Origin of the sequence: Streptomyces thermolilacinus SPC6, assembly GCF_000478605.2 — a bacterium.
Classification (GTDB): domain Bacteria; phylum Actinomycetota; class Actinomycetes; order Streptomycetales; family Streptomycetaceae; genus Streptomyces; species Streptomyces thermolilacinus.
In genome coordinates, this window is record NZ_ASHX02000001.1 from 641239 (window position 1) to 667529 (window position 26291).

At 74.6% G+C, this 26291-nt stretch carries 27 protein-coding genes and 1 tRNA gene; 15 read left to right on the forward strand and 13 right to left on the reverse strand.

Going from position 1 to position 26291, the window contains the following annotated elements:
- Positions 1-163 precede the first annotated feature (163 nt).
- Both J116_RS02815 and ligD read right to left on the reverse strand, forming a co-directional pair.
- Complete coding sequence (locus tag J116_RS02815) at positions 164-967, reverse strand: VOC family protein (RefSeq protein ID WP_023590873.1); 804 nt, start codon at positions 965-967, stop codon at positions 164-166.
- A 7-nt stretch (positions 968-974) separates the two neighbouring features.
- Entirely contained in the window at positions 975-1982 is a 1008-nt protein-coding gene (ligD, locus tag J116_RS02820; RefSeq protein ID WP_023590872.1) for a non-homologous end-joining DNA ligase, read from the reverse strand.
- Positions 1983-2048: 66 nt separating this feature from the next.
- Here ligD and J116_RS02825 point away from each other — a divergent pair, with 66 nt between their 5' ends.
- A complete protein-coding gene (locus J116_RS02825; protein WP_023590871.1) occupies positions 2049-3113 on the forward strand; it encodes an ATP-dependent DNA ligase in 1065 nt (354 codons plus the stop codon).
- A 499-nt stretch (positions 3114-3612) separates the two neighbouring features.
- A complete protein-coding gene (locus tag J116_RS02830; protein ID WP_023590870.1) occupies positions 3613-3873 on the forward strand; it encodes a hypothetical protein in 261 nt (86 codons plus the stop codon).
- 3 nt (positions 3874-3876) lie between these two features.
- Here J116_RS02830 and J116_RS02835 read toward each other — a convergent pair whose 3' ends face one another.
- On the reverse strand, positions 3877-4332 hold the full coding sequence (locus J116_RS02835) for a YchJ family protein (protein WP_023590869.1): 456 nt from the start codon (positions 4330-4332) through the stop codon (positions 3877-3879).
- Between the two features lie 123 nt (positions 4333-4455).
- Between J116_RS02835 and J116_RS02840 the strand changes: the two genes are divergently transcribed.
- Complete coding sequence (locus J116_RS02840) at positions 4456-6234, forward strand: hydroxysqualene dehydroxylase (RefSeq protein WP_023590868.1); 1779 nt, start codon at positions 4456-4458, stop codon at positions 6232-6234.
- 25 nt (positions 6235-6259) lie between these two features.
- Positions 6260-7603 carry a 6-phospho-beta-glucosidase gene (locus tag J116_RS02845; RefSeq protein WP_023590867.1) on the forward strand — a complete coding sequence of 448 codons (1344 nt, stop codon included), beginning with the start codon at positions 6260-6262 and terminating at the stop codon, positions 7601-7603.
- Positions 7604-7715: 112 nt separating this feature from the next.
- On the opposite strand, the gene J116_RS02850 is transcribed toward J116_RS02845, so the two are convergent.
- The 3 genes from J116_RS02850 to J116_RS02860 all read right to left on the reverse strand — a co-directional run bounded on the left by J116_RS02850 (position 7716) and on the right by J116_RS02860 (position 9762).
- The gene (locus tag J116_RS02850; protein WP_023590866.1) at positions 7716-8549 is read right to left on the reverse strand and encodes an SAM-dependent methyltransferase; all 834 of its coding nucleotides are present in this window, start codon (positions 8547-8549) and stop codon (positions 7716-7718) included.
- 109 nt (positions 8550-8658) lie between these two features.
- On the reverse strand, positions 8659-8895 hold the full coding sequence (locus J116_RS02855; RefSeq protein ID WP_023590865.1) for a DUF397 domain-containing protein: 237 nt from the start codon (positions 8893-8895) through the stop codon (positions 8659-8661).
- Positions 8896-9762 (reverse strand): helix-turn-helix domain-containing protein, encoded by an 867-nt coding sequence (locus tag J116_RS02860; RefSeq protein WP_023590864.1) that lies wholly within the window; start codon positions 9760-9762, stop codon positions 8896-8898.
- A 214-nt stretch (positions 9763-9976) separates the two neighbouring features.
- On the opposite strand from J116_RS02860, the gene J116_RS02865 reads away from it, so the two are divergent.
- The 4 genes from J116_RS02865 to J116_RS30690 all read left to right on the forward strand — a co-directional run bounded on the left by J116_RS02865 (position 9977) and on the right by J116_RS30690 (position 13542).
- Complete coding sequence (locus J116_RS02865) at positions 9977-10507, forward strand: ATP-binding protein (RefSeq protein WP_028964726.1); 531 nt, start codon at positions 9977-9979, stop codon at positions 10505-10507.
- A gap of 5 nt (positions 10508-10512) precedes the next feature.
- On the forward strand, positions 10513-10962 hold the full coding sequence (locus J116_RS02870) for a hypothetical protein (RefSeq protein WP_051204043.1): 450 nt from the start codon (positions 10513-10515) through the stop codon (positions 10960-10962).
- A 90-nt stretch (positions 10963-11052) separates the two neighbouring features.
- Entirely contained in the window at positions 11053-11979 is a 927-nt protein-coding gene (mmuM, locus tag J116_RS02875; protein ID WP_023590861.1) for a homocysteine S-methyltransferase, read from the forward strand.
- A 117-nt stretch (positions 11980-12096) separates the two neighbouring features.
- Positions 12097-13542 (forward strand): LacI family DNA-binding transcriptional regulator, encoded by a 1446-nt coding sequence (locus J116_RS30690; protein WP_023590860.1) that lies wholly within the window; start codon positions 12097-12099, stop codon positions 13540-13542.
- A 43-nt stretch (positions 13543-13585) separates the two neighbouring features.
- Here the strand turns inward: J116_RS30690 and J116_RS02885 are convergent, their stop codons facing one another.
- On the reverse strand, positions 13586-14110 hold the full coding sequence (locus tag J116_RS02885; RefSeq protein WP_023590859.1) for a hypothetical protein: 525 nt from the start codon (positions 14108-14110) through the stop codon (positions 13586-13588).
- A 211-nt stretch (positions 14111-14321) separates the two neighbouring features.
- Between J116_RS02885 and J116_RS02890 the strand changes: the two genes are divergently transcribed.
- The gene (locus J116_RS02890) at positions 14322-14768 is read left to right on the forward strand and encodes a GNAT family N-acetyltransferase (protein WP_023590858.1); all 447 of its coding nucleotides are present in this window, start codon (positions 14322-14324) and stop codon (positions 14766-14768) included.
- Positions 14769-14876: 108 nt separating this feature from the next.
- Positions 14877-15587 carry a Clp protease N-terminal domain-containing protein gene (locus J116_RS02895; protein WP_023590857.1) on the forward strand — a complete coding sequence of 237 codons (711 nt, stop codon included), beginning with the start codon at positions 14877-14879 and terminating at the stop codon, positions 15585-15587.
- Here J116_RS02895 and J116_RS02900 read toward each other — a convergent pair.
- From J116_RS02900 to J116_RS02910, 3 genes are all read right to left on the reverse strand, one after another.
- Positions 15571-16656, reverse strand: coding sequence for a hypothetical protein (locus J116_RS02900; RefSeq protein WP_023590856.1), 1086 nt, complete (start codon positions 16654-16656; stop codon positions 15571-15573). The genes J116_RS02895 and J116_RS02900 overlap by 17 nt on opposite strands.
- A gap of 57 nt (positions 16657-16713) precedes the next feature.
- Positions 16714-17043: a hypothetical protein gene (locus J116_RS02905; RefSeq protein WP_023590855.1), complete on the reverse strand. Its 330-nt coding sequence runs from the start codon at positions 17041-17043 to the stop codon at positions 16714-16716.
- A 192-nt stretch (positions 17044-17235) separates the two neighbouring features.
- Positions 17236-18165 (reverse strand): alpha/beta fold hydrolase, encoded by a 930-nt coding sequence (locus tag J116_RS02910; protein WP_023590854.1) that lies wholly within the window; start codon positions 18163-18165, stop codon positions 17236-17238.
- Between the two features lie 146 nt (positions 18166-18311).
- On the opposite strand from J116_RS02910, the gene J116_RS02915 reads away from it, so the two are divergent.
- The 3 genes from J116_RS02915 to J116_RS02925 all read left to right on the forward strand — a co-directional run bounded on the left by J116_RS02915 (position 18312) and on the right by J116_RS02925 (position 20838).
- Positions 18312-18941 carry a TetR/AcrR family transcriptional regulator gene (locus J116_RS02915; protein WP_023590853.1) on the forward strand — a complete coding sequence of 210 codons (630 nt, stop codon included), beginning with the start codon at positions 18312-18314 and terminating at the stop codon, positions 18939-18941.
- Between the two features lie 282 nt (positions 18942-19223).
- The gene (locus J116_RS02920; protein WP_023590852.1) at positions 19224-19940 is read left to right on the forward strand and encodes a hypothetical protein; all 717 of its coding nucleotides are present in this window, start codon (positions 19224-19226) and stop codon (positions 19938-19940) included.
- 25 nt (positions 19941-19965) lie between these two features.
- A complete protein-coding gene (locus J116_RS02925) occupies positions 19966-20838 on the forward strand; it encodes a class I SAM-dependent methyltransferase (RefSeq protein WP_023590851.1) in 873 nt (290 codons plus the stop codon).
- A 490-nt stretch (positions 20839-21328) separates the two neighbouring features.
- Here the strand turns inward: J116_RS02925 and J116_RS02930 are convergent.
- Positions 21329-21413 (reverse strand) — tRNA-Leu (locus J116_RS02930).
- 147 nt (positions 21414-21560) lie between these two features.
- Entirely contained in the window at positions 21561-22505 is a 945-nt protein-coding gene (locus J116_RS02935) for a beta-ketoacyl-ACP synthase III (RefSeq protein WP_023590850.1), read from the reverse strand.
- A gap of 214 nt (positions 22506-22719) precedes the next feature.
- Here J116_RS02935 and fdhD point away from each other — a divergent pair, with 214 nt between their 5' ends.
- Positions 22720-23574: a formate dehydrogenase accessory sulfurtransferase FdhD gene (gene fdhD / locus J116_RS02940; RefSeq protein ID WP_023590849.1), complete on the forward strand. Its 855-nt coding sequence runs from the start codon at positions 22720-22722 to the stop codon at positions 23572-23574.
- Between the two features lie 94 nt (positions 23575-23668).
- On the opposite strand, the gene J116_RS02945 is transcribed toward fdhD, so the two are convergent.
- On the reverse strand, positions 23669-24073 hold the full coding sequence (locus J116_RS02945; RefSeq protein ID WP_023590848.1) for a (2Fe-2S) ferredoxin domain-containing protein: 405 nt from the start codon (positions 24071-24073) through the stop codon (positions 23669-23671).
- A 382-nt stretch (positions 24074-24455) separates the two neighbouring features.
- On the opposite strand from J116_RS02945, the gene J116_RS02950 reads away from it, so the two are divergent.
- Positions 24456-26279 carry an AMP-dependent synthetase/ligase gene (locus J116_RS02950; protein ID WP_023590847.1) on the forward strand — a complete coding sequence of 608 codons (1824 nt, stop codon included), beginning with the start codon at positions 24456-24458 and terminating at the stop codon, positions 26277-26279.
- Positions 26280-26291: the final 12 nt, after the last annotated feature.

Sequence of the window (26291 nt, forward strand, 5' to 3'; positions counted from 1 at the left end):
GCGGACGGGGCGCTCTTCGATGATGTGGGTCGGCATGCGGACCACGCTGCCCCACGCCGATAAACGACCCGTCAACAACGGATCAACGCCCGTGGAGCGGTCGCTCCCCGTCAGGATGGTCCCGCGCACGGTGACAGGACAAGGGGTTCCCCGGCCAGGCGTGTCACCCCGTCTGGCGCGTTTGCCCCAGGACGGCGAAGCGGGCCCCGTACGGGTCGGTGAGCTTGGCGCAGCGGCCGATGCCCGGCAGGTCGGCGGGGCCCTTGCGGACCTTGCCGCCGCCGCGCTCGGCCTCCGCGACGGCCGCGTCGAGGTCGTCCACCGCGAAGTACGGCGTCCACGACGGCCCGCCCGCGGCCTCCGACGGGTCGTCCGCGAGCGGCACGACGGCGCCGAACGCGTCGTCCATCGAGGCGAGGCCGGTCCCGGACGGCTGGAGCAGCGTGTATCCGCCTCCCTCGCCGCCGGTGGCGGTGTGGGCCTCCGTGCCGAAGACCATGTCGTAGAACGACAGGTCGGCGACGGGGTCCGGGGTGTACAGCTCCGTCCAGTACAGCGCGCCCGGTTCGCCCACCGTGTCGAGGCCCCGGGTCCTGCCGGGCTCCCACACACCGAAACCCGCCCCGGTGGGGTCGGTGAACAGGGCCATCCGGCCGAGGTCGCCGACCCGCATCGGGTCGAGGGCGACGCTGCCGCCGCCCGCGCGCACGGCGGTCGCCGCGGCCTCCGCGTCGGGGGTGCGGAAATAAAGCGTCCAGGCGGCCGGGCCCTGCTCGGGCGGGACGGTCATGCCGCCCGCGACCGTCCGGCCGTCCCTGGTGAACATCCCGTAGCCGCCGAACTCGGGGTCGCCCGGTGTGAACTCCCAGCCGAACAGAGCCCGGTAGAACGCGTGCGCCCCGTCGATGTCGGGCGCGCCGAGGTCCACCCAGATCGGGGACCCGGTGACGAAACGGGTGGTCAGCATGGGTGTGTCACTCCTTCTTCGCGCGGCTCGGCTGCACGCGCTTGGGCTCTCCGGGCATCTTGGGGTAGTCCGGCGGGTACGGCAGGTCGCCCAGCCCGTGGTCCCGCTCGTCGCGCTCGGCGAGTTCCAGCAGGCCCTCCAGACCGAAGGCGTGGTCGTCCATGTCGGCGTGGACGTCACCCTGCTCGGCGTACCGGGCGGGCATGGTGATCAGGTCGAAGTCGCGCGGGTCGGCCGCGTCGAGCTCCTCCCAGCGCAGCGGCGCCGAGACGGGGGCGTGGGGACGGGGGCGTACGGAGTAGGCGGAGGCGATGGTGCGGTCGCGGGCCGTCTGGTTGTAGTCCACGAAGATCCGCTCGCCGCGCTGCTCCTTCCACCAGGCGGTGGTGACCTTGCCGGGCATGCGGCGCTCCAGTTCGCGGCCGACGGCGATGGCGGCGCGGCGCACCCCGGTGAACGTCCAGCGCGGCTCGATCGGCACGAAGACGTGCAGGCCGCGCCCGCCGGACGTCTTGGGCCAGCCGCGCAGCCCGTACTCGTCGAGGAGGGCGCGCAGTCCGTGGGCGGCGCGGACGGCGTCGGCGAAGCCCGTGCCGGGCTGCGGGTCGAGGTCGATGCGCAGCTCGTCGGGGTGGTCGGTGGCGTCGCCGCGTACCGGCCAGGGGTGGAAGGTGAGGGTGCCGAGGTTGGCGGCCCACAGGACCGCGGCGATCTCGGTGGGGCGGATCTCGTCGGCGGAGCGGCCGCTGGGGAAGGCGATGTGGGCGGTGGTGATCCAGTCGGGGAGGTTCTTGGGGGCGCGTTTCTGGAAGAACGACTCGCCGCCGACCCCGTCCGGGAAGCGCTCCAGGGTGGTGGGCCGGTCGCGCAGCGCCCGGGTGATGCCGTCGCCGACGGCGAGGAAGTACCGGGCGACGTCCAGCTTCGTGAACCCGCGCTCCGGGAAGTACACCTTGTCCGGGTTGGACAGGCGCACGGTCCGCCCGCCGGCCTCCAGCTCCACCGCTTCTCCCATGGGCGCCACGGTAGGCGGAGCACGCACAACGCGCATATCGGGATGATCCGGGCGCAGAATCGTGCCATGGACCTGCCGGTGATGCCGCCCGTGAAACCGATGCTCGCCAAGAGCGTGAAGAAGATCCCGCCGGGGATGCACTACGAGGCGAAGTGGGACGGCTTCCGCGCGATCGTCCACCGCGACGGGGACGAGGTGGTGATCGGCAGCCGTACGGGCAAGCCGCTGACCCGCTACTTCCCCGAGCTGGTGGACGCCGCGCGGGAGCGGCTGCCCGAGCGGTGCGTGGTGGACGGTGAGATCGTCATCGCGCACGGCGGGCGGCTGGACTTCGACCGGCTGACCGAGCGCATCCACCCGGCGGACTCGCGGGTGCGGATGCTGGCCGGGCGGACCCCGGCGCGGTTCGTCGCCTTCGACCTGCTGGCACTGGACGACGCGTCCCTGATGGACGAGCCGCTGACGGAGCGGCGGGCGGCGCTGGAGCGGGTACTCGGCGACGTGCGGCCGCCGGTGCACGTGGCGCCCGCGACGACCGACGCGGCCGTGGCGGAGCGGTGGTTCGAGCAGTACGAGGGCGCCGGGCTCGACGGGGTGATCGCCAAGCCGCTGGACCTGCGCTACCGGCCGGACGCGCGGCTCATGTACAAGATCAAGCACGAGCGGACGGCGGACGTGGTGGTGGCCGGGTACCGGCTGCACAAGACCGGCCCCGTCGTCGGTTCGCTGCTGCTCGGCCTGTACGACGAGGGGGGCACGCTCCAGCACGTCGGGGTGTGCGCCGCGTTCACGGCCGCGCGGCGGCGGGAGCTGGTCGACGAGCTCGCCCCGCTGGTCATGGTCCCGCCGGACGGGCACCCCTGGGCGTCCTGGGCGGACGCCGCCGCGCACGAGAGCGCCCGGCTGCCGGGGGCGCCGAGCCGCTGGTCGGGCAAGAAGGACCTGTCGTGGGTGCCGCTGCGCCCCGAGCGGGTCTGCGAGGTCGGGTACGACCACATGGAGGGCGACCGGTTCCGGCACACGGCCCAGTTCCGGCGGTGGCGCCCGGACCGCACGCCGGAGAGCTGCGGCTACGCGCAGCTGGAGGAGCCCGTGTCGTACGACCTGGACGAGGTGCTGTCGGGGCCCTGAGCCGCGGGCGCGGAGACGGGGGGCGGCGTGGGTGCAGGGCCTGGACGGCACGGCTGCTGGGCGGCGAGGGCCAGGCGCGGGGCGCGGGTCCGCGACGGGCCCGCGCCCCGCGTTCTCGTCCCCGCCGGGGGGTCACTCCCCCTCGCGCTCGCCCTTCGGGCCGCGTCCCCGTTCGGTGCGGGGCCCTCGGGAGCGCCATCCGGGCGACCTCTGCGAGGTGGCGTTGGCCTCGTCGTTGGCCTCCTGGTCGTCAGACGCCGCGGTCCTCGGCCTCCTTGCGGAGCCGGGCGCGGTGGATGTCGTACTTCTTGCTGCCTGGCTCGGGCATGCGATCACCTCCGGCCGGTGCGGGTACCCCTCGGGGGGCCGGGAAACGCCGGAACGGTTGCAGGACGGATACAGACCCGGGGGAAGACCGGGGCCCGGGAGCCGTCACCATGGAGGGGTACACCCCGCACCCGGCGCCTGCCAGAAGCAGGACAGCAGTAAAGGACCTCACGTGACCGTGTCGCGTCTCTTCCCCGTCCCGATCCCCGACCACGTCGCCGCCCTGATCGGTTCCTGCATGCCGACGGGCGTCCTGCAGGCGGAGATCGACGCCGAGTGCGCGGCCCGCGAGGTGCGCCGCTTCCGGGGTCCGATGTGCCAGGAGGACCAGGCCGACCGGGAGCACGCGCTCGCGGCGCTGGCCCGCGCGAACAAGATCCTCGCCGCGTACAACCCGGGTCTGGTGCTCCGCCCCGGCGGCGGGATCGTCTGACGGTCAGTCCTCGTCGAAGGTGCCGTCCACGTACACCCACCGCCCGTCCGCCTTCTCGAAGCGGCTGCGCTCCCGCAGGGCCCCCGGCTCGCCCCGGTGGGTGTAGCGGGCGGTGAAGGTGACCGTGCCGGTCGTGTGGAACAGGGTGCCGTCGGCCGTGCCCTCGATCTCCAGGCCCGTCCACCGCGTGTCCGGGTCGAAGTCCACCGAGCGCGGCCGGGTGGCCGGCGCCCAGGTGCGCAGCAGGTACGGCTCGTCGTGCACCACGAAGGCGCTGTAGCGGGACCGCATGAGCCGCTCGGCCGTGGGGGCGGTCGCCGCGCCCGTGTGGAACCGGCCGCAGCACTCCGCGTACGCGTCGGGCGGCCCGCAGGGGCAGGGCCCCTCCGGCCGGACGGCGTGGGCCTGGACCCGGGCGGGTGCTGCGGGGGACTTCGGGCGGGGCTTGCGTCGCGACATGGGGCCATTGTGCCCGGGGCGGCTTCCGGCCATTGTGTGCGGCCCGCGCCGCACGACGCTTCCGGGTCCCGGAAGCCGCCCCTATCCTCCTGCGCCTGGTTGCCGACAGGTAAGAGGGGCAGCATGGACCGTACGGGTACGACACGACGCACGTTCGTGGCGGGCGCGGCCGCCGTCACCGGCACGGGGCTGGCCGGCACCGGCACCGCCCGCGCGGCCGCGCCCCGCCTCGCGGGCGCCGAGGCGCCGGGAACGGTCGCCGTGCTCGGCGGCGGCGTCGCCGGGCTGACGGCCGCGCACGAACTGGCCGAACGGGGCTTCCACGTCACCGTGTACGAGCGCCGCGCCCTCGGCGGCAAGGCGCGCAGCATGGACGTCCCCGGCAGCGCCAGGGGCGGGCGCCGCCCCCTCCCGGCCGAGCACGGCTTCCGCTTCATCCCCGGCATCTACCACAACCTGCCGGACACGATGCGGCGCATCCCCTACCCGGGCAACGCGAACGGCGTGTACGACAACCTGGTGGCGCCCCGCGAGATGATGATGGCCCGCACGGGCCGCGAGGACCTGCGCTTCCCCATCCCATGGCCCGGCCACCGCCCGGAGGCGCTCACCCTCGACGAGCTGCGCCGCGCCCTGACCGCCCTGCTCGACACTGCCGCGCATCTGCCCGCGCACGAGGTGGCGTACTTCGTGAACCGGGCGCTCGTCTTCCTGACGAGCTGCCAGGAGCGGCGCGACGGGCAGTGGGAGCGCGTCCCGTGGTGGGAGTTCACCCGCGCCGCCCGCATGTCCGCCGACTACCAGCGCGTCCTCGCCGTCGGCGTCACCCGCAACATCGTCGCCACCAAGGCGGAGGAGGCCAGCACCCGCACGGTCGGCACCCTCGGGGAGGCGTTCGTCCTCAACGCGCTCGGCCGGGGCGCGGACGGCCCGCCGGACCGCATCCTCAACGCGCCGACGAACGAGGCGTGGATCGACCCGTGGGTCGCGCACTTGCGCTCCGTGGGGGTGGAGTTCAGGGTGGGCTGGACGCTGCGGGAGATGCGGTACCGGGACGGCGGGATCACCGCCGCGCTGGTCGAGGGCCCGGACGGCGCCCGCCACGCGGTCACGGCGGACCACTACGTCAGCGCCCTGCCGGTGGAGCACGCCCGCCGCACCTGGGGCGCCGCGCTGCGGGCGGCCGACCCCCGGCTCGCCCGGTGCGACCGGCTGCGCACCGACTGGATGACGGGCATCCAGTTCTATCTGACCGAGCGCCCGCCGCTGGTGCGGGGCCATGTGAACTGCGTCGACTCGCCGTGGTCGCTGACGGCCATCGCCCAGGCCCACCACTGGACGGGCGGGGACTTCGCGGGCACGTACGGCGACGGCACGGTGGTGGACTGCCTGTCGGTCGACATCTCCGAGTGGGACCGGCCCGGCGTCCTGTACGGGAAGACGGCCAAGCAGTGCACCCGCGAGCAGGTGGCGCGGGAGGTGTGGGCGCAGCTGAAGGCCGCGCTCAACGACACGGGGAGCCCGGCGCTGAAGGACGGGGCGCTGCACTCGTGGTTCCTGGACCCGGGCGTGGACGGTCTCGGCACGCCGAACCCGACCAACGAGGACGAGCTGCTGATCCACCCGGTGGGCACGTTCCACAACCGGCCGGACGCGGCGACGCGGGTGCCGAACTTCTTCCTCGCCGGTGACTACGTGGCCGTCGACATCGACCTGGCGACCATGGAGGGCGCCAACGCCTCGGCCCGGCAGGCCGTCAACGCCCTGCTGGACCGGACCGGTTCGACGGCGCCGCGCTGCGCGGTCCGCTCCCTGTTCCGTCCGCCGGAGCTGGAGGCGCTGAAGCGGCACGATCTGGTCCGGTACCGGATGGGCCTGCCGAACGCGCTCGACCTGGGCTGACGGGGGAGGCAGTAGCGTACGGGGCATGAGGCTGACGATTCTGGGCGGCGGCGGGTTCCGGGTGCCGCTGGTGTACCGGGCGCTGCTGGCCGACCGGGGCGAGGGCCGGGTCACCCGGGTCGTCCTGCACGACGTGGACGGCGCCCGGCTGGCGGCGATCGGCCGGGTGCTGGCCGATCAGGCGGAGGCCGTCCCCGACGCGCCGCGCGTGACCGTGACGACCGACCTGGAAGAGGCGCTGCGCGGCGCCGACTTCGTGTTCTCCGCGATCCGCGTCGGGGGTCTCGCGGGCCGGGCAGCCGACGAGCGGGTGGCGCTCGCCGAGGGGGTGCTGGGCCAGGAGACGGTCGGCGCGGGCGGCATCGCGTACGGGCTGCGGACCGTGCCGGTGGCCGTGGACATCGCCCGGCGCGTGGCGCGGCTGGCGCCGGACGCCTGGGTCATCAACTTCACCAATCCCGCGGGCCTGGTGACGGAGGCGATGGCGCGGGTGCTGGGCGACCGGGTCGTGGGCATCTGCGACTCGCCGGTGGGCCTGGGCCGCCGCGTGGCGCGGGTGGCGGGCGCCGACCCGGACCGGGTGTGGGTGGACTACGCGGGCCTCAACCACCTGGGCTGGCTGCGCGGGCTGCGGGTGGACGGGCGGGACCTGCTGCCGGGGCTGCTGGCGGACGAGGAGGCGCTCGGCTCGTTCGAGGAGGGCCGGCTGTTCGGCGCCGCGTGGCTGCGGTCGCTGGGGGCGGTCCCCAACGAGTACCTGCACTACTACTACGCCAACCGCGAGACCGTACGCGCCTACCGGGACGCCGGGCGGACGCGCGGGGCGTACCTGCGCGACCAGCAGGCCGGGTTCTACGCGGCGGCCGCCCGCCCCGAGGTGCGGGCCCTGGACGCGTGGCGGCGCGCCCTCGCGGAGCGGGAGGCCACGTACATGGCCGCGAACCGGGAGGCGGCCGGGGACACGGGGGGCCGCGCGGCGGAGGACCTGGAGCCCGGCGGGTACGAGCGGGTGGCGCTCGCGCTGATGCGGGCCGTCGCGCGCGACGAGCGGGCCACGCTGATCCTGAACGTCCGCAACCGGTCGGCGCTGCCGGGGCTCGACGCGGACGCGGTGGTGGAGGTGCCGTGCCTGGTGGACGCGAACGGAGCCCATCCGGTGTCGGTGGCGCCGCTGCCGTACCACGCGCTGGGTCTGGTGGCCGCGGTGAAGGCGGTGGAGCGGGAGGTGCTCGCGGCGGCGGAGAGCGGGTCGCGTGAGGCGGCGGTGAAGGCGTTCGCCCTGCACCCGCTGGTCGATTCGGTGGCCGTCGCGCGGCGGCTGCTGGACGCGTACCGCGCGGAGCACCCGGGGCTCGCCTACCTGGCCTGACGCGCCGTCGGCCGCGCGGTCCCGGCTCGGCTGGTTCGGCGGGCCGTCCGGCCGCGCTCCTGTGCGGGGGCGCGGCCGGGTCGGCGGGAGGCTTGCGGCCTGGACGGCTGGGTCACGGCTTGCGGGCGACGCCCGCGTACCCCGGGATGGGTTCGTCCCCGGCGACCGGGATGGGCTCGCCCAGCTCCGGGTGCCAGTCGGCGGTGAGCGTCACACCCGGCTCGACCAGCTCCAGGCCGTCGAAGAAGCGGGTCAGCTCCTCGCGGGTGCGGGGCCGCAGGGTGAGACCGCGCTTCTGGTACATGGCGCGGGCCTTCGCGGCGCCGTCCGGGTCGAACTCGCTGGTGACGTGCGACAGGACGACGTAGCTGCCCGGCGCGAGCCGCTCGACCAGCCGGGCCACCAGCTCGTACGCGCCGTCCTCGTCGTCCACGAAGTGGAGCAGCGCCAGCATGGACAGCGCGATGGGCTGCGTGAAGTCGAGGACGTCGCCCGCGCGTTCCAGGATGGTCCGCGGGTCGCGGGCGTCGGCCTGGATGTACGCGGTGGCGCCCTCCGGCGTGGAGCGCAGCAGCGCCTCGGCGTGGGCGAGGACGATCGGGTCGTTGTCGCAGTAGACGATCCGGGAATCGGGCGCGACCTGCTGGGCTATCTGGTGGAGGTTGGGCTCGGTGGGGATCCCGGTGCCGATGTCCAGGTACTGGCGGACGCCCGCCTTGCCGAGCCAGCGGGTCGCGCGGTGCATGAACGCCCGGTTCACGCGGGCCATGTCGCGGCCGCGGGCGTCGATGGTGAGGAGCTGGCGGGCCATCTCCTCGTCGACCGGGTAGTTGTCCTTGCCGCCGAGGAACCAGTCGTACATCCGGGCGGGATGCGGCTTGCTCGTGTCGATCCGTACGCCACCTGCGGTGGGTACGCCGTCGGTGGCGGTGTCGTTCCCGGTCATCGGCTGCTCCAGGGTCGGGGTCGGTACATGCTCGGCGTCTCGGGCGTTCCGGTGCGCGCGGGTGCGCCGCGTGGCAACACCGTGACGGACGACACTGTATGACTGTGGGTCAGGTGAGGAGGAAGTCGGCCTGTCCGGACTTGGCGCCCTGGATGAAGGCGGCGATCTCCCCGGGGGTGTAGATGAGGGCGGGGCCGTCCGGATCGGCGGACTGGCGCACCGCGACCCTGCCGTCGGCCAGCTTCATGGCCTCGATGCAGTTGCCGCCGTTGCCGCCGCTCCACGGCTTGTGCCACCCCTCGGCGCCGAGGTCGGCGGCGGGCATGCCGTTGTATATGCGAACCATTCACAGCTCCTTGCGGAAAGCCCGGAGGATTTCCTTCGTGCGTTGTGCGGTGGCGGCCTGCGCCGCCATGCGGTCCATGACCTCGAGGTGGGAGGCCACCTCGGGGCGCGCGTCGAGGTAGACGGCGCCGGTCAGGTACTCGCTGTAGACCATGTCCGGCAGTTCGGGCACGGCGAACCGGAAGAGGACGAAGGGGCCGTACGTGCCGGGGTGGTGCCCCGTGGCGAACTCGGCCACCTGCAGGGTGACATGAGGCAGTTCCGCCGCTTCGGCCAGCCGGTCGAGCTGGGCGCGCATGAGCGCGGGACCGGTGCCGGGCGGGCGGCGCCGCAGCACCGTCTCGTCCATGATGACCCAGAACTTCGGGGCGTCGTCGCGCGTGAGCAGCCCCTGCCGCTCCATCCGCAGCGCGACATGGCGCTCGATGTCCTCGGGGCTGACCTGGCCGACGGCGCCCGCGCGCAGCACGGCCCTGGCGTAGTCCTCGGTCTGGAGGAGCCCGGGGACGAAGTGCGGTTCGTAGGCGCGGATGAGGCTCGCGGCGCCCTCCAGGCTGACGTACATGCTGAACCAGCCGGGCAGCACGTCGTGGAACCGCTGCCACCAGCCGGGCTTGTTGGCGTCCTCGGCGAGCCGTACGAAACCGGCCGCCTCGTCGGGATCGACCCCGTACGCCTGGAGGAGCAGCTGCACATAGGGGATCTTGAGGGCCACTTCGGCCGTCTCCATCCGGCGGACGGTCGCCGGGGCCACGTGCAGGACCTTGGCGGCTTCCTCCCGCTTCAGCCCCGCCCGCTCCCGAAGATCCTGGAGTCTCCTGCCCAGTACGACCTGTCCCACCGTGGGGGCGGACCGCGGCTCGCTCACTTCTGACCTCCCACGCGCTTTTTCGTTGAGTGTGCCATGTGACGGCCAGAGAGAACACAGCACTCTGCAATTTTCACAGTGCCTCTTGCCAAGTGTCCTCGACGGGAGGAAAGTATTCCGATGAACCAGTCGGTGAACCAGTTCACGCGGCTGCCGCGCGCTCTGCCCCGGGGAGATGCGGCGTACGGCGCCGCTCCCATGTGAGGAATCGGTCGTGGCACCTGGTAATGCGCTCACCCCCCAGCTCATAGCCGCTCGACCGGTGACCCCCAGTACACAGCCCCAGGGCCTGCCGCTGACCCCGCGCCCCTACGCGCACGCCTTCCCGGTCCACACGCCGGACGTCCGCCGCTTCGCGTTCGAGCTGCCCGCCCGAGCCGAGTCCGTCGCCAGGGCCCGCCGGCTCGTCGTGGAGCGCCTCACGATGTGGGGCCTGGCCGGCGACGTGCGCGACACGGCCGAGCTGGTCGTCTCCGAGCTGTTCACCAACGCCGTCGTCCACACCGCGAGCGGCCGCGTCGTGTGCGAGCTGCGCGACCGGGGCGAGCACGTGCGGATCGCCGTCCACGACGAGGGCTGCCGGGTGACCGGGCCGCGGCTGCGCACGGCGGACCGGGAGGAGTGCGGCCGGGGGCTGCTGCTCGTGGACGCCATGTGCAGCGCCTGGGGCAGCCACGACACGCGGCACGGGGCGGGGCGTGTCGTCTGGGCGGAGCTGGTCCACGACACGGCGGAACCATGCTGAGGTCGATGGTGTCCCTGCTGTCCGCGCACGTCCCGCACGGCGGGACGGCACCGCACGGCCGCCGGGGGGACGGCGCGCCCCGCGAGGAGTCGCTCGGCGAGGTCCAGCTGACCCCGCCGCCGCACCTGCCCGCCACGCTGGGCTGCGACGCGGTCGGCGTGCCCGCGCGGCACGGGATGCGGCTGCTGAGCAGGCTGCCGGGCAACGGATGCGTGTTCGCCGACTCCGACTGGTGGTGGTGGCTCGTCCCGGCCGGTTCGGACGCGGACCTGCGCTGGCCGCTGCCCGCCTGCTACGCGCCCGGCGGTTACGTCCCCGACCGGCGCCCGCGCCTGATGCGGCGGCTGGGCGCGACGTCCCCTTACACCCCGCCCATCCCCCTGTACCTCATGGTCTGCCAGCTCACCGGCACGGCCCCGGCGTGGACGGTGCCGGACGTGGGGTCGCGCCTCTGACACGGCCGCACCGGCGTGCGCGTCGGCCTTCACGCGTGTGCGGGCGGGCTCCGCGGGTGCGTGGGGGCGGGTTCGTCTACGGTCACGGGCATGACGACCGCCGCTCCCCCGCTCGCCGACGTCCTCGCCTCCCCCGCCGCCGCGCTCGTGCTCGACGGCGGGCTCTCCAACCAGCTGGAGGCCGCCGGGTACGACCTCGGCGACGACCTGTGGTCGGCCCGGCTGCTCGCCGAGGAACCGGAGGCGCTGGTCGCGGCGCACCGGGCGTACTACGAGGCCGGGGCCGACGTGGTGACGACCGCCGGTTACCAGGCCACCTTCGAGGGGTTCGCCCGCCGGGGCATCGGCCACGACCGCGCCGCCCGGCTGCTGGCGCTCAGTGTGGACCTGGCCCGCGAAGCTGCCCGCCAGGCACGCGGGGCGGGGGTGGCACGGCCGCTGTGGGTGGCCGCGTCCGCCGGGCCGTACGGGGCGATGCTCGCCGACGGGTCGGAGTACCGGGGCCGGTACGGGCTGGGCGTCGCCGCCCTGGAGGCGTTCCACCGGCCGCGCCTGGAGGCCATGGCGGCGGCCGGGCCCGACATCCTGGCTCTGGAGACCGTGCCGGACGCCGACGAGGCGCGGGCCCTGCTGCGGGCGGTGCGCGGCCTGGGCGTACCGGCCTGGCTGTCGTACACCGTCAGCGGGGAGCGGACACGGGCGGGCCAGCCGCTGGAGGAGGCGTTCGGGCTGCTGGCCGACGCGGACGAGATCGTCGCGGCCGGGGTGAACTGCTGCGCCCCCGGGGACGCGCCGCGGGCGGTGGAGGTGGCGGCGCGGGTGACGGGCAAGCCGGTGGTCGTGTACCCGAACAGCGGCGAGGCGTGGGACGCGGCGGCGGGCGGCTGGTACGGCCCGTGCACGTTCTCGGCCGACCGGGCGGAGGAGTGGCGGGCGGCGGGGGCGCGGCTGATCGGCGGCTGCTGCCGGGTCGGCCCGGACGCGATCGCCGCCGTGGCGGAGCGGCTGCGGGGGTAGCACCGGACGCGCGTGAAAAGCGATCACGGCCAACGCACGGGTCTTCCCGGCGACTTGGGCCGCGCCTAGGGTGTGAAGCGGATAGGAAGCGCTTACTGCGACCGTCGGAGGATCGCCATGACGCGTGCGGCGAGCGCCGCCGGGCCCACGTTGGCGGTGGTCGCCCGGGAAGCGGGCGTGTCGGTGCCGACCGCCTCGAAGGTCGTCAACGGCCGGGACGACGTGGCGCCCGAGACCCGCCGCCGGGTCAACGAGGTGCTGGACCGGCTCGGTTACGTACGGCGCCGCCGGTCGGGGCCGACGGGCCCGCACGGCATGGTGGACCTGGTGCTGTCGGCGATGGACGGCCCGGGCGCCGCGGTGGTGCGCGGGGTGGAGCGGGCCGCGCACGCGGAGGGCCTGGAGGTCGTCGTGTCGGCGGGCCGGCACCTGGGGCGCGACCGGCTGGACCGGCTGGTCGCCAGGGGCACGGCCGGGGTGCTGTTCCACGGGGACGGCCCGAGCTCGGCCCAGGCCGCCTGGCTGAACCGGCACCGGGTGCCGTACGTGCTGGTGGACCCCGGCGAGGAGCCGCCGCCGGGCACGGTGTGGGTCGGCGCGGCGGACCGGACGGGCGGGCGCGCGGCGGCGGAGCACCTGCTGGAGCTCGGTCACGAGCGCGTCGCGGCGGTCGCGGGGCACGCGCCGGGACGGTCAGGGTCCGCGTGGCTGGCGGGCTGGCGGGAGGCGCTCGCGGCGGCCGGCCTGCGGGCCCGCCCCGAGTACGTACGCCACCCGGGGCCGGGCGACCGGGACGCGGACACGCGCGGGGGGCGGGACGCGGAAGGCTCGGGCGAGGCGCCGGACTCGACCGGGTCCCAGGGCTGCTGCACACGGCCGGGCGGGCACAGCGCGGGCGCGGCAGCCGACTTGGCGGGTCGAGGTGACGCGGGGCCTGGCGGACCGGGCTGTACGGGGGCGGGCGGACCGGGGCCCGGTTGCGCGGGGCCCGACGCGGCGGGGCCGGGCGGGACGGGAGGCCGTACGGGGCCGGGTTGCGCGGGGCCCGGCGGGACGGGAGGCCGTACGGGGCCGGGGACAGCCGACGCGGGCGCGGGCGGCACACGGAGCCGGGGCCGTACGGGGCCGGTCGCGCCGGAGGACCCGGCGGAGGCGCTCGGGCGTGCCTGGCCGGACAGGGGGTGGGCGCGGCTGCGGACGCTGGAACTGCTGGACCTGCCCGAGCCGCCGACCGCCGTGTGCGTCGGCTCGGACGCGTGGGCGCCGGGCGTGTACGAGGCGCTCGCCGAGCGGGGCCTGCGCGTGCCGGACGACATGGCCGTGGTGGGGTACGGCGACCTGCCCGAGGCCCGGTGGGCGGTGCCGGGACTGACGACCGTACGGCGGCCGCTGGACGGGATGGCCGCGGCCGGGCTGGCCCTGCTGGTGCGGTCGGCCGCGGACGAGCCACCGGACGGGTTACCGGTGGAGCTGCCGACGGAGCTGGTGGTCCGCTCCAGCACCGCGCCGCCGCCCGCGACCGGGCCGCGGGGTCGCCGACGGCACGCGCCTGGCCGGCACTAGGCGACGGGCGCAGGCGGGCAGCGGACGGCAGGCGGGCGCCGGGTCAGCGGTACGCGGCGGAGACGTGGTAGGCGTACACGCCGACGAGGGCCATCACGCCCAGGAGGATCAGCCAGGACGTCAGGCTCGTGTGCCGCGAACGGCCTTTGCCCGCGCGCGACTTGCCCGTACGGCCCCCGGGGGCGCCGTCACCGCCGTCCCTGCCGCGGCCGCCGCGCCGCCCGGTGCGGCCACTGGCGCGGGCGGGTTCGGCCCGTACCGCCCTGGACGGCTCGGCGTCGGCGGCCGCCTCGGCCAGCAGGCGGCGGCAGACGGCGGCCAGTTCGTCACGGCCTGCGGAGAGACTCACGACCACCTCGGAGCGGGCGGGCGCGGTGGTGCCGCCGTCGAGGATGCGGCCCGCCCGGATGAGCACGTCGTCGCGGGTGCCTCGGGGCGACAGGCTGATCCACCGCCGTACGTGCTCGCCCCGGATGACGACACCGCCCGACCGCTCGCGGTACAGCGTGTGCTCCCGCCACAGGAGTACCGCCAACTCCCCGGCCAGATCCCTGAGTCGCGTGTGCATGGCCTTCCCCTCCGCTCCGCCACACGCGCTCGAACACGCATGCGCACCGGCACTGTAGCGGGCACCTCCGACAACGCGTCAGCGGGCATCACCCGCACGCACCCCTCCGTCCGGCACACGCGGACGCGGTCCGCACGCGATCCGGGCCGACGACCGCGAACGACCCACCCAAGTAAGAGGCGCTACCTCACTTCACCCCTATACTGCCGCCATGCAGCCCATGACGATCAGGCGCGCCACCGCACAGGACGCGGCGCACCTCAGCTCGATGGTCCAGGGGTCCGGCGCGTACCGGGGGATGTACGCCCCGATGGTCGCCGGGTACCAGGTCACGCCGGAGTACATCCGCCGCCACGAGGTCTTCGCGGCCGTGGACGGCGCCCGGCTGCTCGGGTTCTACGCGCTGATCCTGCACCCGGCGGAGCTGGACCTGGCGTTCGTGGCGGACGAGGCGCAGGGCGTTGGCATCGGACGACTGCTGCTCGACCACATGCTCGATCAGGCGAGGGCGGCCGGCCTCACGGAGGTGCGGGTCGTGTCGCACCCTCCGGCCGAGCGGTTCTACCGGCGGATGGGCGCCGAACGGGTGGGCACGGCTCCCCCGGCTCCGCCGAAGGTGACCTGGGAGCGGCCGGAGCTCCGGTTCGCCCTCACCTGACACCACCCGGAACCCGTCAGCCGACGCCCGACGACCGCGACCGGCCCGAAGCGCATACGTGTCAACTGACGGTTGACGTTTCGGGGAGCGTCAACCTACGGTTGACGCATGACGAAACGCGAGAACGTCACCGTCCCCGTGCGCCTCGACGACCTCATCCACGCCATCAAGAGCACCCACGACGACACGCTCGACCAGCTCTCCAGCGCCGTCATCGCCGCCGACCACCTGGGCGACGTGGCCGACCACCTGATCGGGCACTTCGTGGACCAGGCGCGCAGCTCCGGCGCGTCGTGGACGGACATCGGCCGCAGCATGGGCGTGACCCGGCAGGCGGCGCAGAAGCGGTTCGTGCCGAAGGACCCGGGCGAGCCGACGGAGCTCGACCCGAGCCAGGGGTTCAGCCGGTTCGACGAGGCCGCCCGGAACGTCGTCGTCGCCGGTCACACCGCCGCGCAGGAGGCCCGCAGCGCCGAGCTGGGCCTCCCCCACCTGGTCCTGGGCCTGCTGAGCGAGCCTGAGACGGCCGCCGTGCGGGCGATCGCCGCGCAGGGGGTGACACCGGACGCCGTACGGAGTGCCGCGACCGGCGCGCTGCCCCCGGCCGCCGACGAGCCGCCGTCCCTGGTTCCGTACGACCAGGCGGCCAAGAAGGTCCTGGAGCTGGCGTTCCGCGAGGCCCTGCGCCTCGGGCACCAGTACGTCGGCCCCGAGCACCTGCTGCTCGCCCAGCTGGAGTACGAGAACGGCGACGGGCTGTTCAGCGGCCTCGGCATCGACAAGAGGGCCACCGAGGCGCACCTCACCGCCGCGCCCTGATCCCGTCCGCCGTCGGCGGCTCGCCGCTCAAGCCGAGCCGCCAGCGGTGGAGGTGCCCGGAGTCGTGGGTGAGCCACGTGCCGTCGCCGACCGCGCGGGGGTAGCGCAGCCGGCCCAGGGGGCGCAGCGAGTCGGCTGCGAGCAGCCAGTGCGTCGGCTCGACCGCACCTCCCCGGGGCGCCCAGTCCCCGGTGAGGAGGAGGTGGCGGGCGTCGATGGCGTACGCGTGCGTGAAGTCGTCGTTCTCGACGTCCCACGACAGGTCGTTCAGGTCCAGTTCGGCGCGCGGCGACGGGTCGCCCGCGTCGTACAGGGCCAGTTCGTACCGTTCGTCGTCCAGGCTCATGAACTCGGCGCGGCGCAGGGTCACCACCCGCGACGAGCCGGGGACGAACGCGACGACCTGGTGGCGGTCCCCGCCCGCCCCGAGGACGCGCAGCGCCCCGGGCGCGGGCTCCATCCAGTACCCGGCCCAGCTGTACCAGGCCGTCCAGAACGACGCCGCCAGCACCGCCCCGTCGGCGCGCCACTTCAGGTCCGCCGCCCCGGACACGGCCGCGACCGGCCGCTCGGCCAGGACGGCCCCGGTCCGCGCGTCCAGGAGGAGCAGGCGGTCCCGGCCGTAGGCGAGCTTGGGCTCGTCGTACCGCAGGATCGCCCGCCCCGCGTGCTCCTCGGGCAGCAGGGTGGGCACCGTCGCCGCGACGAACCGACCGCACGGGCTGGGCGCCGGGGCCCCGGGCGCGCCGGGCGGGCGGCGGCCGCCGTGCCACGCGTCGTGCGGCAGCTCCCAGCGCGTCTCCCCGTCGCCGGTGACGGCCCGTACGCGGGACGCCTCCGCCACGACGAACCCGCCGTCGGCGGTCGGCTCCACCCGCGCTCCGGGCGGCAGCGCCCACCCGGCGACCGCCTCGCGCGCACCGGCGAGGAACGCCTCGCGCTCGTACACGTCGACCCGGTCGTCCGCCCAGACCCCGATCCGCCCCCCGGCCGTCACCCGGACGCGGCCGTCGTGGTCGGTCGCGCCCATCGGGACGGCGTCGATCCGTATGTCCCCCGTCTCTCGCATACCGCGATCCTCACACGCCCCGGCGCCGCCCCGCCCCTGGTTTCCGCGCCGGTCGCGTCAGGTGCGCGGCACCCAGTGGTACTTGCCGCCGCCGACCCACCGGACGACGGCCGGGTCGTCCAGGTCCACATGGGTCAGCCCCGCCTGGTGGGCGATCCTGATCACGTCCACCAGGTCGTGGGCGGTGCCGACGACATCGCCCCTGATCTCCACCACGCGGTACGGCGGGTCGGCCGGGACGACGCCGAGCACGACGATCGGGGCGGGGCCGGGCAGGGGCGCCGTGTCGGGGCCGAGAGCGGGGCCCGCGTCAGGGTGGGGCACCGGGCTCCCGTAGGGGTCGTGGGGCGCGGGGCCGGGGGCGCCTTCGGGAAGGTCGTCGCTCATCGCTTCGGATCTCCTTCGGTGGGGCGGCGGCGCGGGGGCGCGGGAGGGTCGGACATATCCGGTTTATCACCTCATCGTGGCTCCCTGCCCGCCGCACCCGCCTCCCGTCACCGGTCTCCCGGCCGCCCCCCGTGCCCGCCCACAGACCACGCGACCCCACGGCCCCTTGGGTTCCCCGGCCCCCTCCCCGGCTCACTTCGTGTGCCGCAGGACTTCCTCGGCCAGTCGGCCGTCCAGGAGGGACGGGAGGGTGTGGCCCATGCCCGGCAGGGGGACGAGCCGGGCGCCGGGTATCGCGGCGGCCAGGGCCTCGCCGTGCGCGAAGGGGAACATCGGGTCGGCCGTGCCGTGGAGCACGAGGACCGGTACCGCCACACCGGCCAGTACCTCGGCGGCACCGAAACCGGCCGCCCCGGCGAGCGTGTGGTTGAGGGCGGCGGACAGGTCACGCGCCCGCTCGTACACGCGCGTCTCCATCGCCCGGTACTCCTCCTCGTCGAAGGGCAGTTCGGGCCCGTGGAGAAGGCGCCACAGGGGCATCCGCGAGGCGATGTGCCCCTCCAGGCTCGTGGCGCGCGGCGGCGCCGAGGCGAGCAGGGCGAGCAGTTCGGGGGTGGGCGGCGGCAGTTGGCCCGGGAGGGACGGCTGGCCGGTCATCGCGCGGCTTACGATGTCGGCCATGTCGGTGCCGAGCGGCGTCGAGGCGAGGGCGGTGAGGGTCAGCATCCGGTCGGGGTGGGTCGCGGCGAGCCGCTGCGCGATGACACCGCCGAGGGAGGCGCCGACGAAGTGGGCCCGTTCGACGCCGAGGCCGTCGAGCACGGCGAGCGCGTCGGCAGCCATGTCGGCGACCGTGTACGGACGGGTGGCGAAGTCGACGGTGGAGGAGCGGCCCGCGTCCCGGTGGTCGTAGCGGATGACGCGGCGGCCACCTGCGACGAGCCTCCGTACGAACCCGTCGTTCCACTGCACGCCCTGGGCGCCGGCGCCCATCACGAGCAGTACCGCCGGGTCGTCCGGGTCGCCGAACTCCTCGGTCCAGAGCTGGAGTTCCCCGGCCGGCACCATGCGCTCGACCCCCGCGAAGCGGTCCTTCTCGGTCCCGCGCTCATTTTCCTGCATGGTCATTCAAGCTAATGGCGGCGGTGGGGCGCGCGCCATCGATTTCCGGCCGCGTCGAGCCAGCGTTCCAGACGCCGTCCCGAGGGCGGCGGGCGGGTTCCGTCCCGGCTGGACGCGGAGGAAGGCGCCCCGGCAACCTGTTCCGCATGGCAGGGGTCAAGGGACAGGTGCAGAGGCGGGGCGTGGAGCGGCGCCGCGCGATGGTCGATGCGGCGATCGCGCTCTTCGCGCGGAACGGTGTACGGGGCACGGGCGTCGCCGCCGTCGCCGAGCGCGCCGGGGTCACCGCGTCCGCCCTGATCCACCACTTCGGCAGCAAGGACGGCCTGCTGCGGGCCGTACTGGAGGAGGCGGACCGGCGGGCCCTGGAGCGGCTGTCCGCCACCCCGGCGGCGCGGCCGACCGTACGGGAGGCGTTCGACTGGCTCGTACGGGACGTGGAGCACACGGCGGCCGCCGAGCGGGAGCTGGCCGCGCTGCACACGACGCTGACCGCGGAGAACCTGGAGCCGGGCGCGGCGCTGCACATCTGGTTCCGCGACCGCAACAGGGCGCTGCGGGCGCGGCTGGCGGAGGTGTTCCGGCGGGCCGTCGCGGACGGTTCGGCACGCGCGGACCTGCCGGTGGAGATTCTGGCGGCGGAGGCGGCGGCGTTCCTGGAGGGCGTCCGTCTGCTGTGGCTGCTGGACCCGGAGAGGGTGGACCCGGCCGCCGTGAGCCGGGGCTATTTCGACGCACTGGCGGCCCGCGTCGAGGGGACGGCGCCGGGCGGCTGAGCACGAGGATCCCGTACGGAACGGACCCGGCCCCCTACGGGTGCGGTGCGCCGGCCCCCAAGGGCCCTCCCTTACGGGCGCCGGGAGCACGGGCGCGGCAGAGGCTCCGTATACGGGAGGAAGCGGGCCCCTACGGATACGGCCGAGACCGGTACCCGCGGGTAGACCGGCCCCGACGACGGGCGCGCCGGAAACCCCCTACGGGCAGGCCTCCATGTCCACAGGCGCGGTCGGGCGGGCGGGCATAGCCTGGACGGGACGGAGGGACGGAGGTGGGCGGCCATGGCGCACCGGGACATCGACGGCATCGACCGGACCGGCGAGCGCACGGACCGTGCGGCGGGCCCGCAGGAGGGCACCGCACCGGACGAGGAGCCTCAGCCGCTGTCCCCGACCGCCGCGCGGGACCTGTTCGCCGACCGGGCCCCGCTGGGCCTCGTCCGGCTGTTCGAGGCGGCGGTGCCGCTGGTCCTGGACGGGGAACCCGTCGAGGACGAGGAGCGGATGCACGCCGACCTGGCGGGGCCCCTGCACCTGACCCCGCTCGGGCGCGGTAACGACACGGTCCTGGCGGCGTTCACCGACCGCGCTTTGATGCTGGAGGCGGTACGCCGGGTGGACACCGCGTACGAGGAACTGACCCCGGAGCAGGCGGAACGGGCTCGTGCCTCCTTCGAGAAGATCTGCGTCTCGAACCCGACCGCCCTCGACGCGCGCGTGTGCTTCTTCGAGGACGCCGGTGAACAGGGCGACGTGAAGTGCCTCGGCCCGGGACTGGGCTACCCCAACCTGAGCCGGCTGTCGCGCGGCTTCCTCGGCACACGGAACTGGAACGACGTGATCTCGTCGCTGAGCTGGTGCCGTTTCGACGTGTCGCTGTTCGACGCCTTCGACTGGCAGGGCAACGAGTTCTTCGCCCCGAAGGGCTGCACGACCCCGGACCTGTCCCGCTTCGGCTGGGGCGACCGCACCGCGTCGATCGTCAACTGGGGTTCGTGACAGGTGCGGCGGGCATGGTGGACACATGACGGCTGACGACACGGAGGAGACCCGGCCGGGGGCCGTCCCTTCGGCGGTGCGCGCGGTGTACGGGCCGGACGACCTCAGCTCGGCGCCCGTGTTCCGGGGCGGATTCATCAACTTCGGCTACTGGGACGGCATCCGTCCGGACGGCCCGCTCACCGTCGAGGACCGGGTGCGCAGCGAACGGCAGTTGTACCGGCGGGTCCTGGACGCGCTGGGACCCGACGGGAACGGGCGGCGGCGGGGCCGGGCACTGGAGGTGGGGTGCGGGCTGGGCGTCGGCTGCGCGCTGGCCCTGGAGGAGTACCCGTACGACTCGGTGACCGGGATGGACATCCACCCGGACCAACTGGACCGGGCCCGCCGTGCCAACGCCGCGCTGCTCGCGGGGACACCCTGGCGACTGCGGCTGGTGCGGGGCGCGGCCGAGCGGATGCCGTTCGATGACGCCGAGTTCGACCAGGTGTACTCGGTGGAGGCCGCCCAGCACTTCCGCGACCTGGAGGCGTTCGCGCGCGGGTGCGCCCGCGTGCTGCGGCCCGGCGGCCGTGCGGCGGTGGCGTCGTTCTTCGTACCGGGCGACGAGACGCGCCCGGAGGCGGCGCGGGAGCTGGCCGTACGGCTCGACAGCTTCGCGTCCGGTCTCGACGTGGCTCGCCCGGTGGGGGCGCTGACCGGCGCGCTGGCGGCCGCGGGACTGGCGGACGTACGGGCGGTGTCGCTCGGAGCGTCCGTGTGGCCGGGTCTCGACCGGTACCTGGAGGGCCTCCACCTGGGCGTGTCCTGGCCGCGCGACTTCCTCCGCTCGTACCGTGACGGCCTCCTCGACTACTACCTGGTGACGGCCGACCGCCCTACGGATCAACGCAACTGACGGTCATCGGCGCGACCAGCCGCCGCCCGGCGCACCCGGGCGTTCCCGTAGGCGCCGGACGCCGGAGGGGAAGAGGCCAGGGGAGGGTCTCACGGTGAGACGACAGAGGAAGCAGCGGCCGCTTCGGCCCGCCGAGGCCCCTCGACCTGCCGGCGCCCCCGGACGGCTGGCGCTTCGGCCTCGCGGCGGACGACGGCACGGTCTGCGGCCGACTCCCCGACGTACCGCCCACGGCGCCCCCGCTGGAGGCCAGCTCCGCCGCCACGGCCCACGTCACCGCCCTGATCCGGGGTCTCCACGACCACGCCGCCCCCTGGCCTGGTCCGAGTGCGGTCGCCCGCCCCGAAGCCTGGACCGCCCGCATCACCACCGCCCCGCTCTCGGGCGCCTGACGGCGGGCGCGAGCGTGGTCGGAGCCGCGCCGCGCCCCGTCGAAGTGCCGGGACAGCAGAAAGGCCCCGGCCTGAAGGACGGGACCTGTTGCTGTGAGTGTCCGAGGGGGGACTTGAACCCCCACGCCCGATAAAGGGCACTAGCACCTCAAGCTAGCGCGTCTGCCATTCCGCCACCCGGACTAGGTGTGTTTGTCGCTTCCGGGGTGTTCCCCGCGGCGACATGGATAACTCTACCAGGGGTTTGAGGTGCCCTTCACCCTCATATCCCGTGGTCAGGTGGGGTGCCCGGGCGGTTTGCGGCGTGGCTACGGAGCGTGAGGGCGGCCGCTACGGGGTGTAGATCACCTGGCCTGCGTACGACAGGTTGCCGCCGAAGCCGAAGAGGAGCGCCGGGGAGCCGGGGGGTACGTCGCCTCGGGCGACCAGCTTCGACAGGGCCATCGGGATGGACGCCGCCGAGGTGTTGCCGGACTCCGTGACGTCGCGGGCAACGACCGCGTTGACCGCGCCCATGCGACGGGCGAGCGGTTCGATGATGCGGAGGTTCGCCTGGTGCAGCACCACCGCCGCCAGGTCCTCCGGGGCGATCCCCGCGCGTTCGCAGACCTGGCGGGCGATGGGCGGGAGTTGGGTGGTGGCCCAGCGGTAGACCGTCTGGCCCTCCTGGGCGAAGCGCGGCGGGGTGCCCTCGATGCGTACGGCGTGACCCATCTCCGGGACGGATCCCCACAGGACCGGGCCGATGCCCGGGGCGCCGTCGGGGGCGGCCTCCACGACCGCCGCGCCCGCCCCGTCGCCGACCAGGACGCACGTCGTGCGGTCCGTCCAGTCGGTGATCTCCGTCATCTTGTCCGCCCCGATGACCAGCGCGCGGCGCGCCGAGCCGGCCCGAACCGCGTGGTCGGCGGTGGCCAGGGCGTGGGTGAACCCGGCGCACACGACGTTCAGGTCCATCGTGGCCGGGGAGCCCATGCCGAGGCGGGCGGCGACGCGCGCGGCCATGTTCGGGGAGCGGTCGATCGCCGTGGACGTGGCCACCAGGACGAGGTCGATGTCCGTCGGCATCAGGCCCGCGGAGGCCAGGGCCTTCGCGGCGGCGTGGGCGGCCATCTCGTCCACCGGCTCGTCCGGCCCCGCCATGTGGCGGGTGCGGATGCCGACGCGGCTGCGGATCCACTCGTCGCTGGTGTCCACCAGCTTCGCCACGTCGTCGTTGGTGAGTACCTTGGCGGGCTGGTAGTGCCCGAGCGCGGCGATACGAGTGCCCGTCATGCCCGGGGACCCCCTCGGCTGGTTGGTGGGTGGTGGTCAAGAGCCCCAAGTCTGGTCAGCGACTCATGGGTAACCCGTCGCGTGATCCCACAGCATTCACGCCCGCCTCTTGGAGGGTCCGCCACATCGCCGCCTACCGGTTCGTGGGTTGCGCCGTGGACGACAATGGCCTTCCGGGCAGTACTGGTACGGACAGGACGAGGGGACGGGGCACATGGGACGGGTCACGGAACGGCGGCGCGTCATCCGCGTGCGGGACGGGGCCGTGTCCGCCCGGCCGGACACGCTCGTCGCGGAGGAACCCCTGGAGATCCGCCTGAACGGCAAGCCCCTCGCCGTCACCATGCGCACGCCGGGCGACGACTTCACGCTCGCCGCCGGGTTCCTGGTCAGCGAGGGCGTGCTCGGCTCGGCGGACGACGTGCGGAACATCGCGTACTGCGCGGGCGCCCGTGACGACGGCGGCAACACGTACAACGTGGTGGACGTGCGGCTCGCGCCGGGCGTGCCGGTGCCGGACATCACGCTGGAGCGGAACGTCTACACGACGTCTTCGTGCGGGCTGTGCGGCAAGGCCAGCCTGGACGCGGTGCGCACGACCGCCCGGTTCACGCTCGCGGACGGCCCGCCGGTACGGGTCGGGGTGGACGTGCTAGCCGCGCTGCCGGACCGGCTGCGGGCCGCGCAGCAGGTGTTCGAGCGGACCGGCGGGCTGCACGCGGCGGCCCTGTTCTCCCCGTCGGGTGAGCTGATCGACGTACGGGAGGACGTGGGGCGGCACAACGCCGTGGACAAGGTCGTCGGGAGGGCCCTGCGGGAGGGGCGGCTGCCGCTGGGCGGGACGGTGCTGATGGTGTCGGGCCGCGCGTCGTTCGAGCTGGCGCAGAAGGCGGTGATGGCGGGCGTCCCGGTGCTGGCGGCCGTGTCGGCGCCGTCGTCGCTCGCCGTGGACCTGGCCGCCGAGACCGGGCTGACGCTGGTCGGATTCCTGCGGGGCGGGTCGATGAACGTGTACGCGGGGGAGGAGCGGCTGCTGGCCTCGGACGGCGGTCCTCTGGTGGCGGGCTGACCCCCGGTCGTCGCCGCGTACGGGCCGTGGCCGCCGTCCGTACGCCCCCGGCCCCTCCCCCGTACGTGCCGTCCCGCCGCCGCCCGTGCCCGCGCTAGCGGGATCGGCTGCCGGCCTGCGTCGGGGGGTCGATCATCTGGAGGGTGAGCGTCGCCGGGGGCTCGGCCATGCCCGGCCCGCCCGCCTCCACCCACGCCAGGATGTCGTCCAGGCAGTCGTCGTCCAGCGCCCAGCCGATCCACGCCGCGCGGGCGCCCCGCCGCCGGGCCTCGGTGGACGGCTGGACGACCACGACGTTGGCCTGGCCGCACGGGCCGAGGCAGTCGCTCGTACGGACGGCGAGCCTCCCGCCGGACGCCGCCGCGGCCTGCCGCAGCCGCTCCAGCTGGCCCGCGTGGTCCGTGCCCGGGTTCTTGCGCGGGTCACCGCAGCAGCAGCCCCGGCACACGACGAGCGAGCACGGCCGGGACGCCCCGGGACGTATCCAGCCGCGCGTCACCGCGCCCCTCCGGGAAGGCGCGGGGGCGGGAAGGACCGGGTGGGTGGCACGGGCACGGGTACGGGCATGGCCCTCACCGTAGCCGCCGTGATCTTGCCCGGCGAGAGTGGGTGCGCGGCGGCAGGCGGTACGGCCCGCGGCGCACCGGCGCTCTTCGGCCATCCCTCCTGTGGCCGTGGCGTACGGATTCGGTGGAGATTCCCCTGTCGCCGTCGGCCGGGCAGTCGGCGGCCCGCCTCTCTCCCGGCCCCCGTGACCATGTGCGCACCGGTCTGACCAGTGGAGATGACATGTGTCCAGACTTCACGAAGACGCTCCCGCCGGAACTCTCCGTCCGGTACCGTCACTCTCCGCTGTGCTGAGCGCCACAAGGAGCAGGCCATTGCGCGAGTTGACAGTCCCGCCCCTGGCGGCGGCTCCGCTGGTCGGCGGGCTGGCCGACGCCGTGTTCGACCACGCCGGGAGCGAGCCCGGCCGGGTGGCCCTCGGCCGGAAGGACGCGTCCGGGGTGTGGCGCGACGTCACGTCGGGGGCGTTCAGGGACGAGGTGCTGGCCCTCGCCAAGGGGCTCCTCGCGCACGGCGTGCGGTTCGGGGACCGGGTCGCGATCATGTCCCGTACGCGCTACGAGTGGACGCTGTTCGACTTCGCACTGTGGACCGTCGGCGCGCAGCCCGTGCCCGTGTACCCGACGTCATCCGCCGACCAGGTGCACTGGATGCTCCACGACGCGGGGGTCAGCGCGTGCGTGGTCGAGCACGAGGACCACGCGATGACGGTCGGCTCCGTCGTGGACCGCCTGCCGCACCTCAAGCGGCTGTGGCAGCTCGACACGGGGGCGGTGGACGAGCTGGTAGCGGCGGGCGCGCGGATCGACGACGAGGTGGTGCACCGGCACCGGCGGGCGGTCACCCCGGAGTCCGTCGCCACCGTCATCTACACCTCCGGGACGACCGGCCGCCCCAAGGGGTGCGTGCTGACGCACGGCAACTTCATGTTCGAGTCGGACACGCTGCTGCGCCGCTGGGAGCCGGTGTTCCGCTCCAAGCCGGGCGAGGAGGCGTCCACGCTGCTGTTCCTGCCGCTCGCGCATGTCTTCGGCCGCATGGTGGAGGTCTCGGCGGTGCGGGGCCGGGTGAAGCTGGGCCACCAGCCGCAGCTGGCGGCGGGCGCGCTGCTGCCGGACCTGGCGGCGTTCCGGCCGACGTTCGTGCTGGCCGTGCCGTACGTCTTCGAGAAGGTCCTCGCCTCCGCGCGGCGCCGCGCGGAGGCAGAGGGGAAGGGCGGCGTCTTCGAGCGGGCGGTCGAGGTGGCCGTGCGGTACGCGGAGGCGCGGGAGGACCGGGACTTCAGGCTGGGCCCCGGCCCTTCGGCGGCGCTGCGGGTGCGGCACCAGTTCTTCGACAAGGTCGTGTACGCGAAGGTGCGCGAGGCGTTCGGCGGGCGGGTGCGGCACGCCATGTCGGGCGGCTCGGCGATGGACCGGCGTACGGGGCTGTTCTTCGCGGGCGCGGGCATCACCGTGTACGAGGGGTACGGGCTGACGGAGACGTCGTCGGCGGCGACCGCGAACCCGCCGGAGCGGACCCGGTACGGCACGGTGGGGCGGCCCGTGCCGGGCACGTCGGTGCGGATCGCGGACGACGGCGAGGTGTGGCTGCGCGGCCCGCACGTCTTCTCCGGGTACCTGAACGACCCGGCCGCAGGGGACGCGGTGCTGCGTGACGGCTGGCTCGCCACCGGGGACCTGGGGTCGCTGGACGGGGACGGCTATCTGACGATCACCGGGCGGAAGAAGGAGATCCTGGTGACGACGAGCGGCAAGAGCGTGGCGCCGCTCGCGCTGGAGGACCGCGTACGGTCGCATCCGCTGGTCGCGCAGTGTGTCGTGGTCGGCAACGACCGGCCGTACATCGCGGCGCTGGTCACCCTCGACCCGGAGGCGGTCGAGCACTGGCTCGCCATGCAGCGGCGGGGCCCGATGCCCGCGTCGGAGCTGGTCCGCGACCCGGCGCTGGAGAAGGAGATCCGCCGGGCGGTCATCGCCGCGAACACGCTGGTCTCGCACGCCGAGTCGATCCGCACCTTCCGGATACTGGCGCACCCGTTCAGCGAGGAGCAGGGGCTGCTGACCCCGTCGCTGAAGCTGAAGCGGCGCGCGATCGAGAAGCTGTACGCGTCGGAGGTCGAGGCGCTGTACCGCTGAGGGCCGGGTACG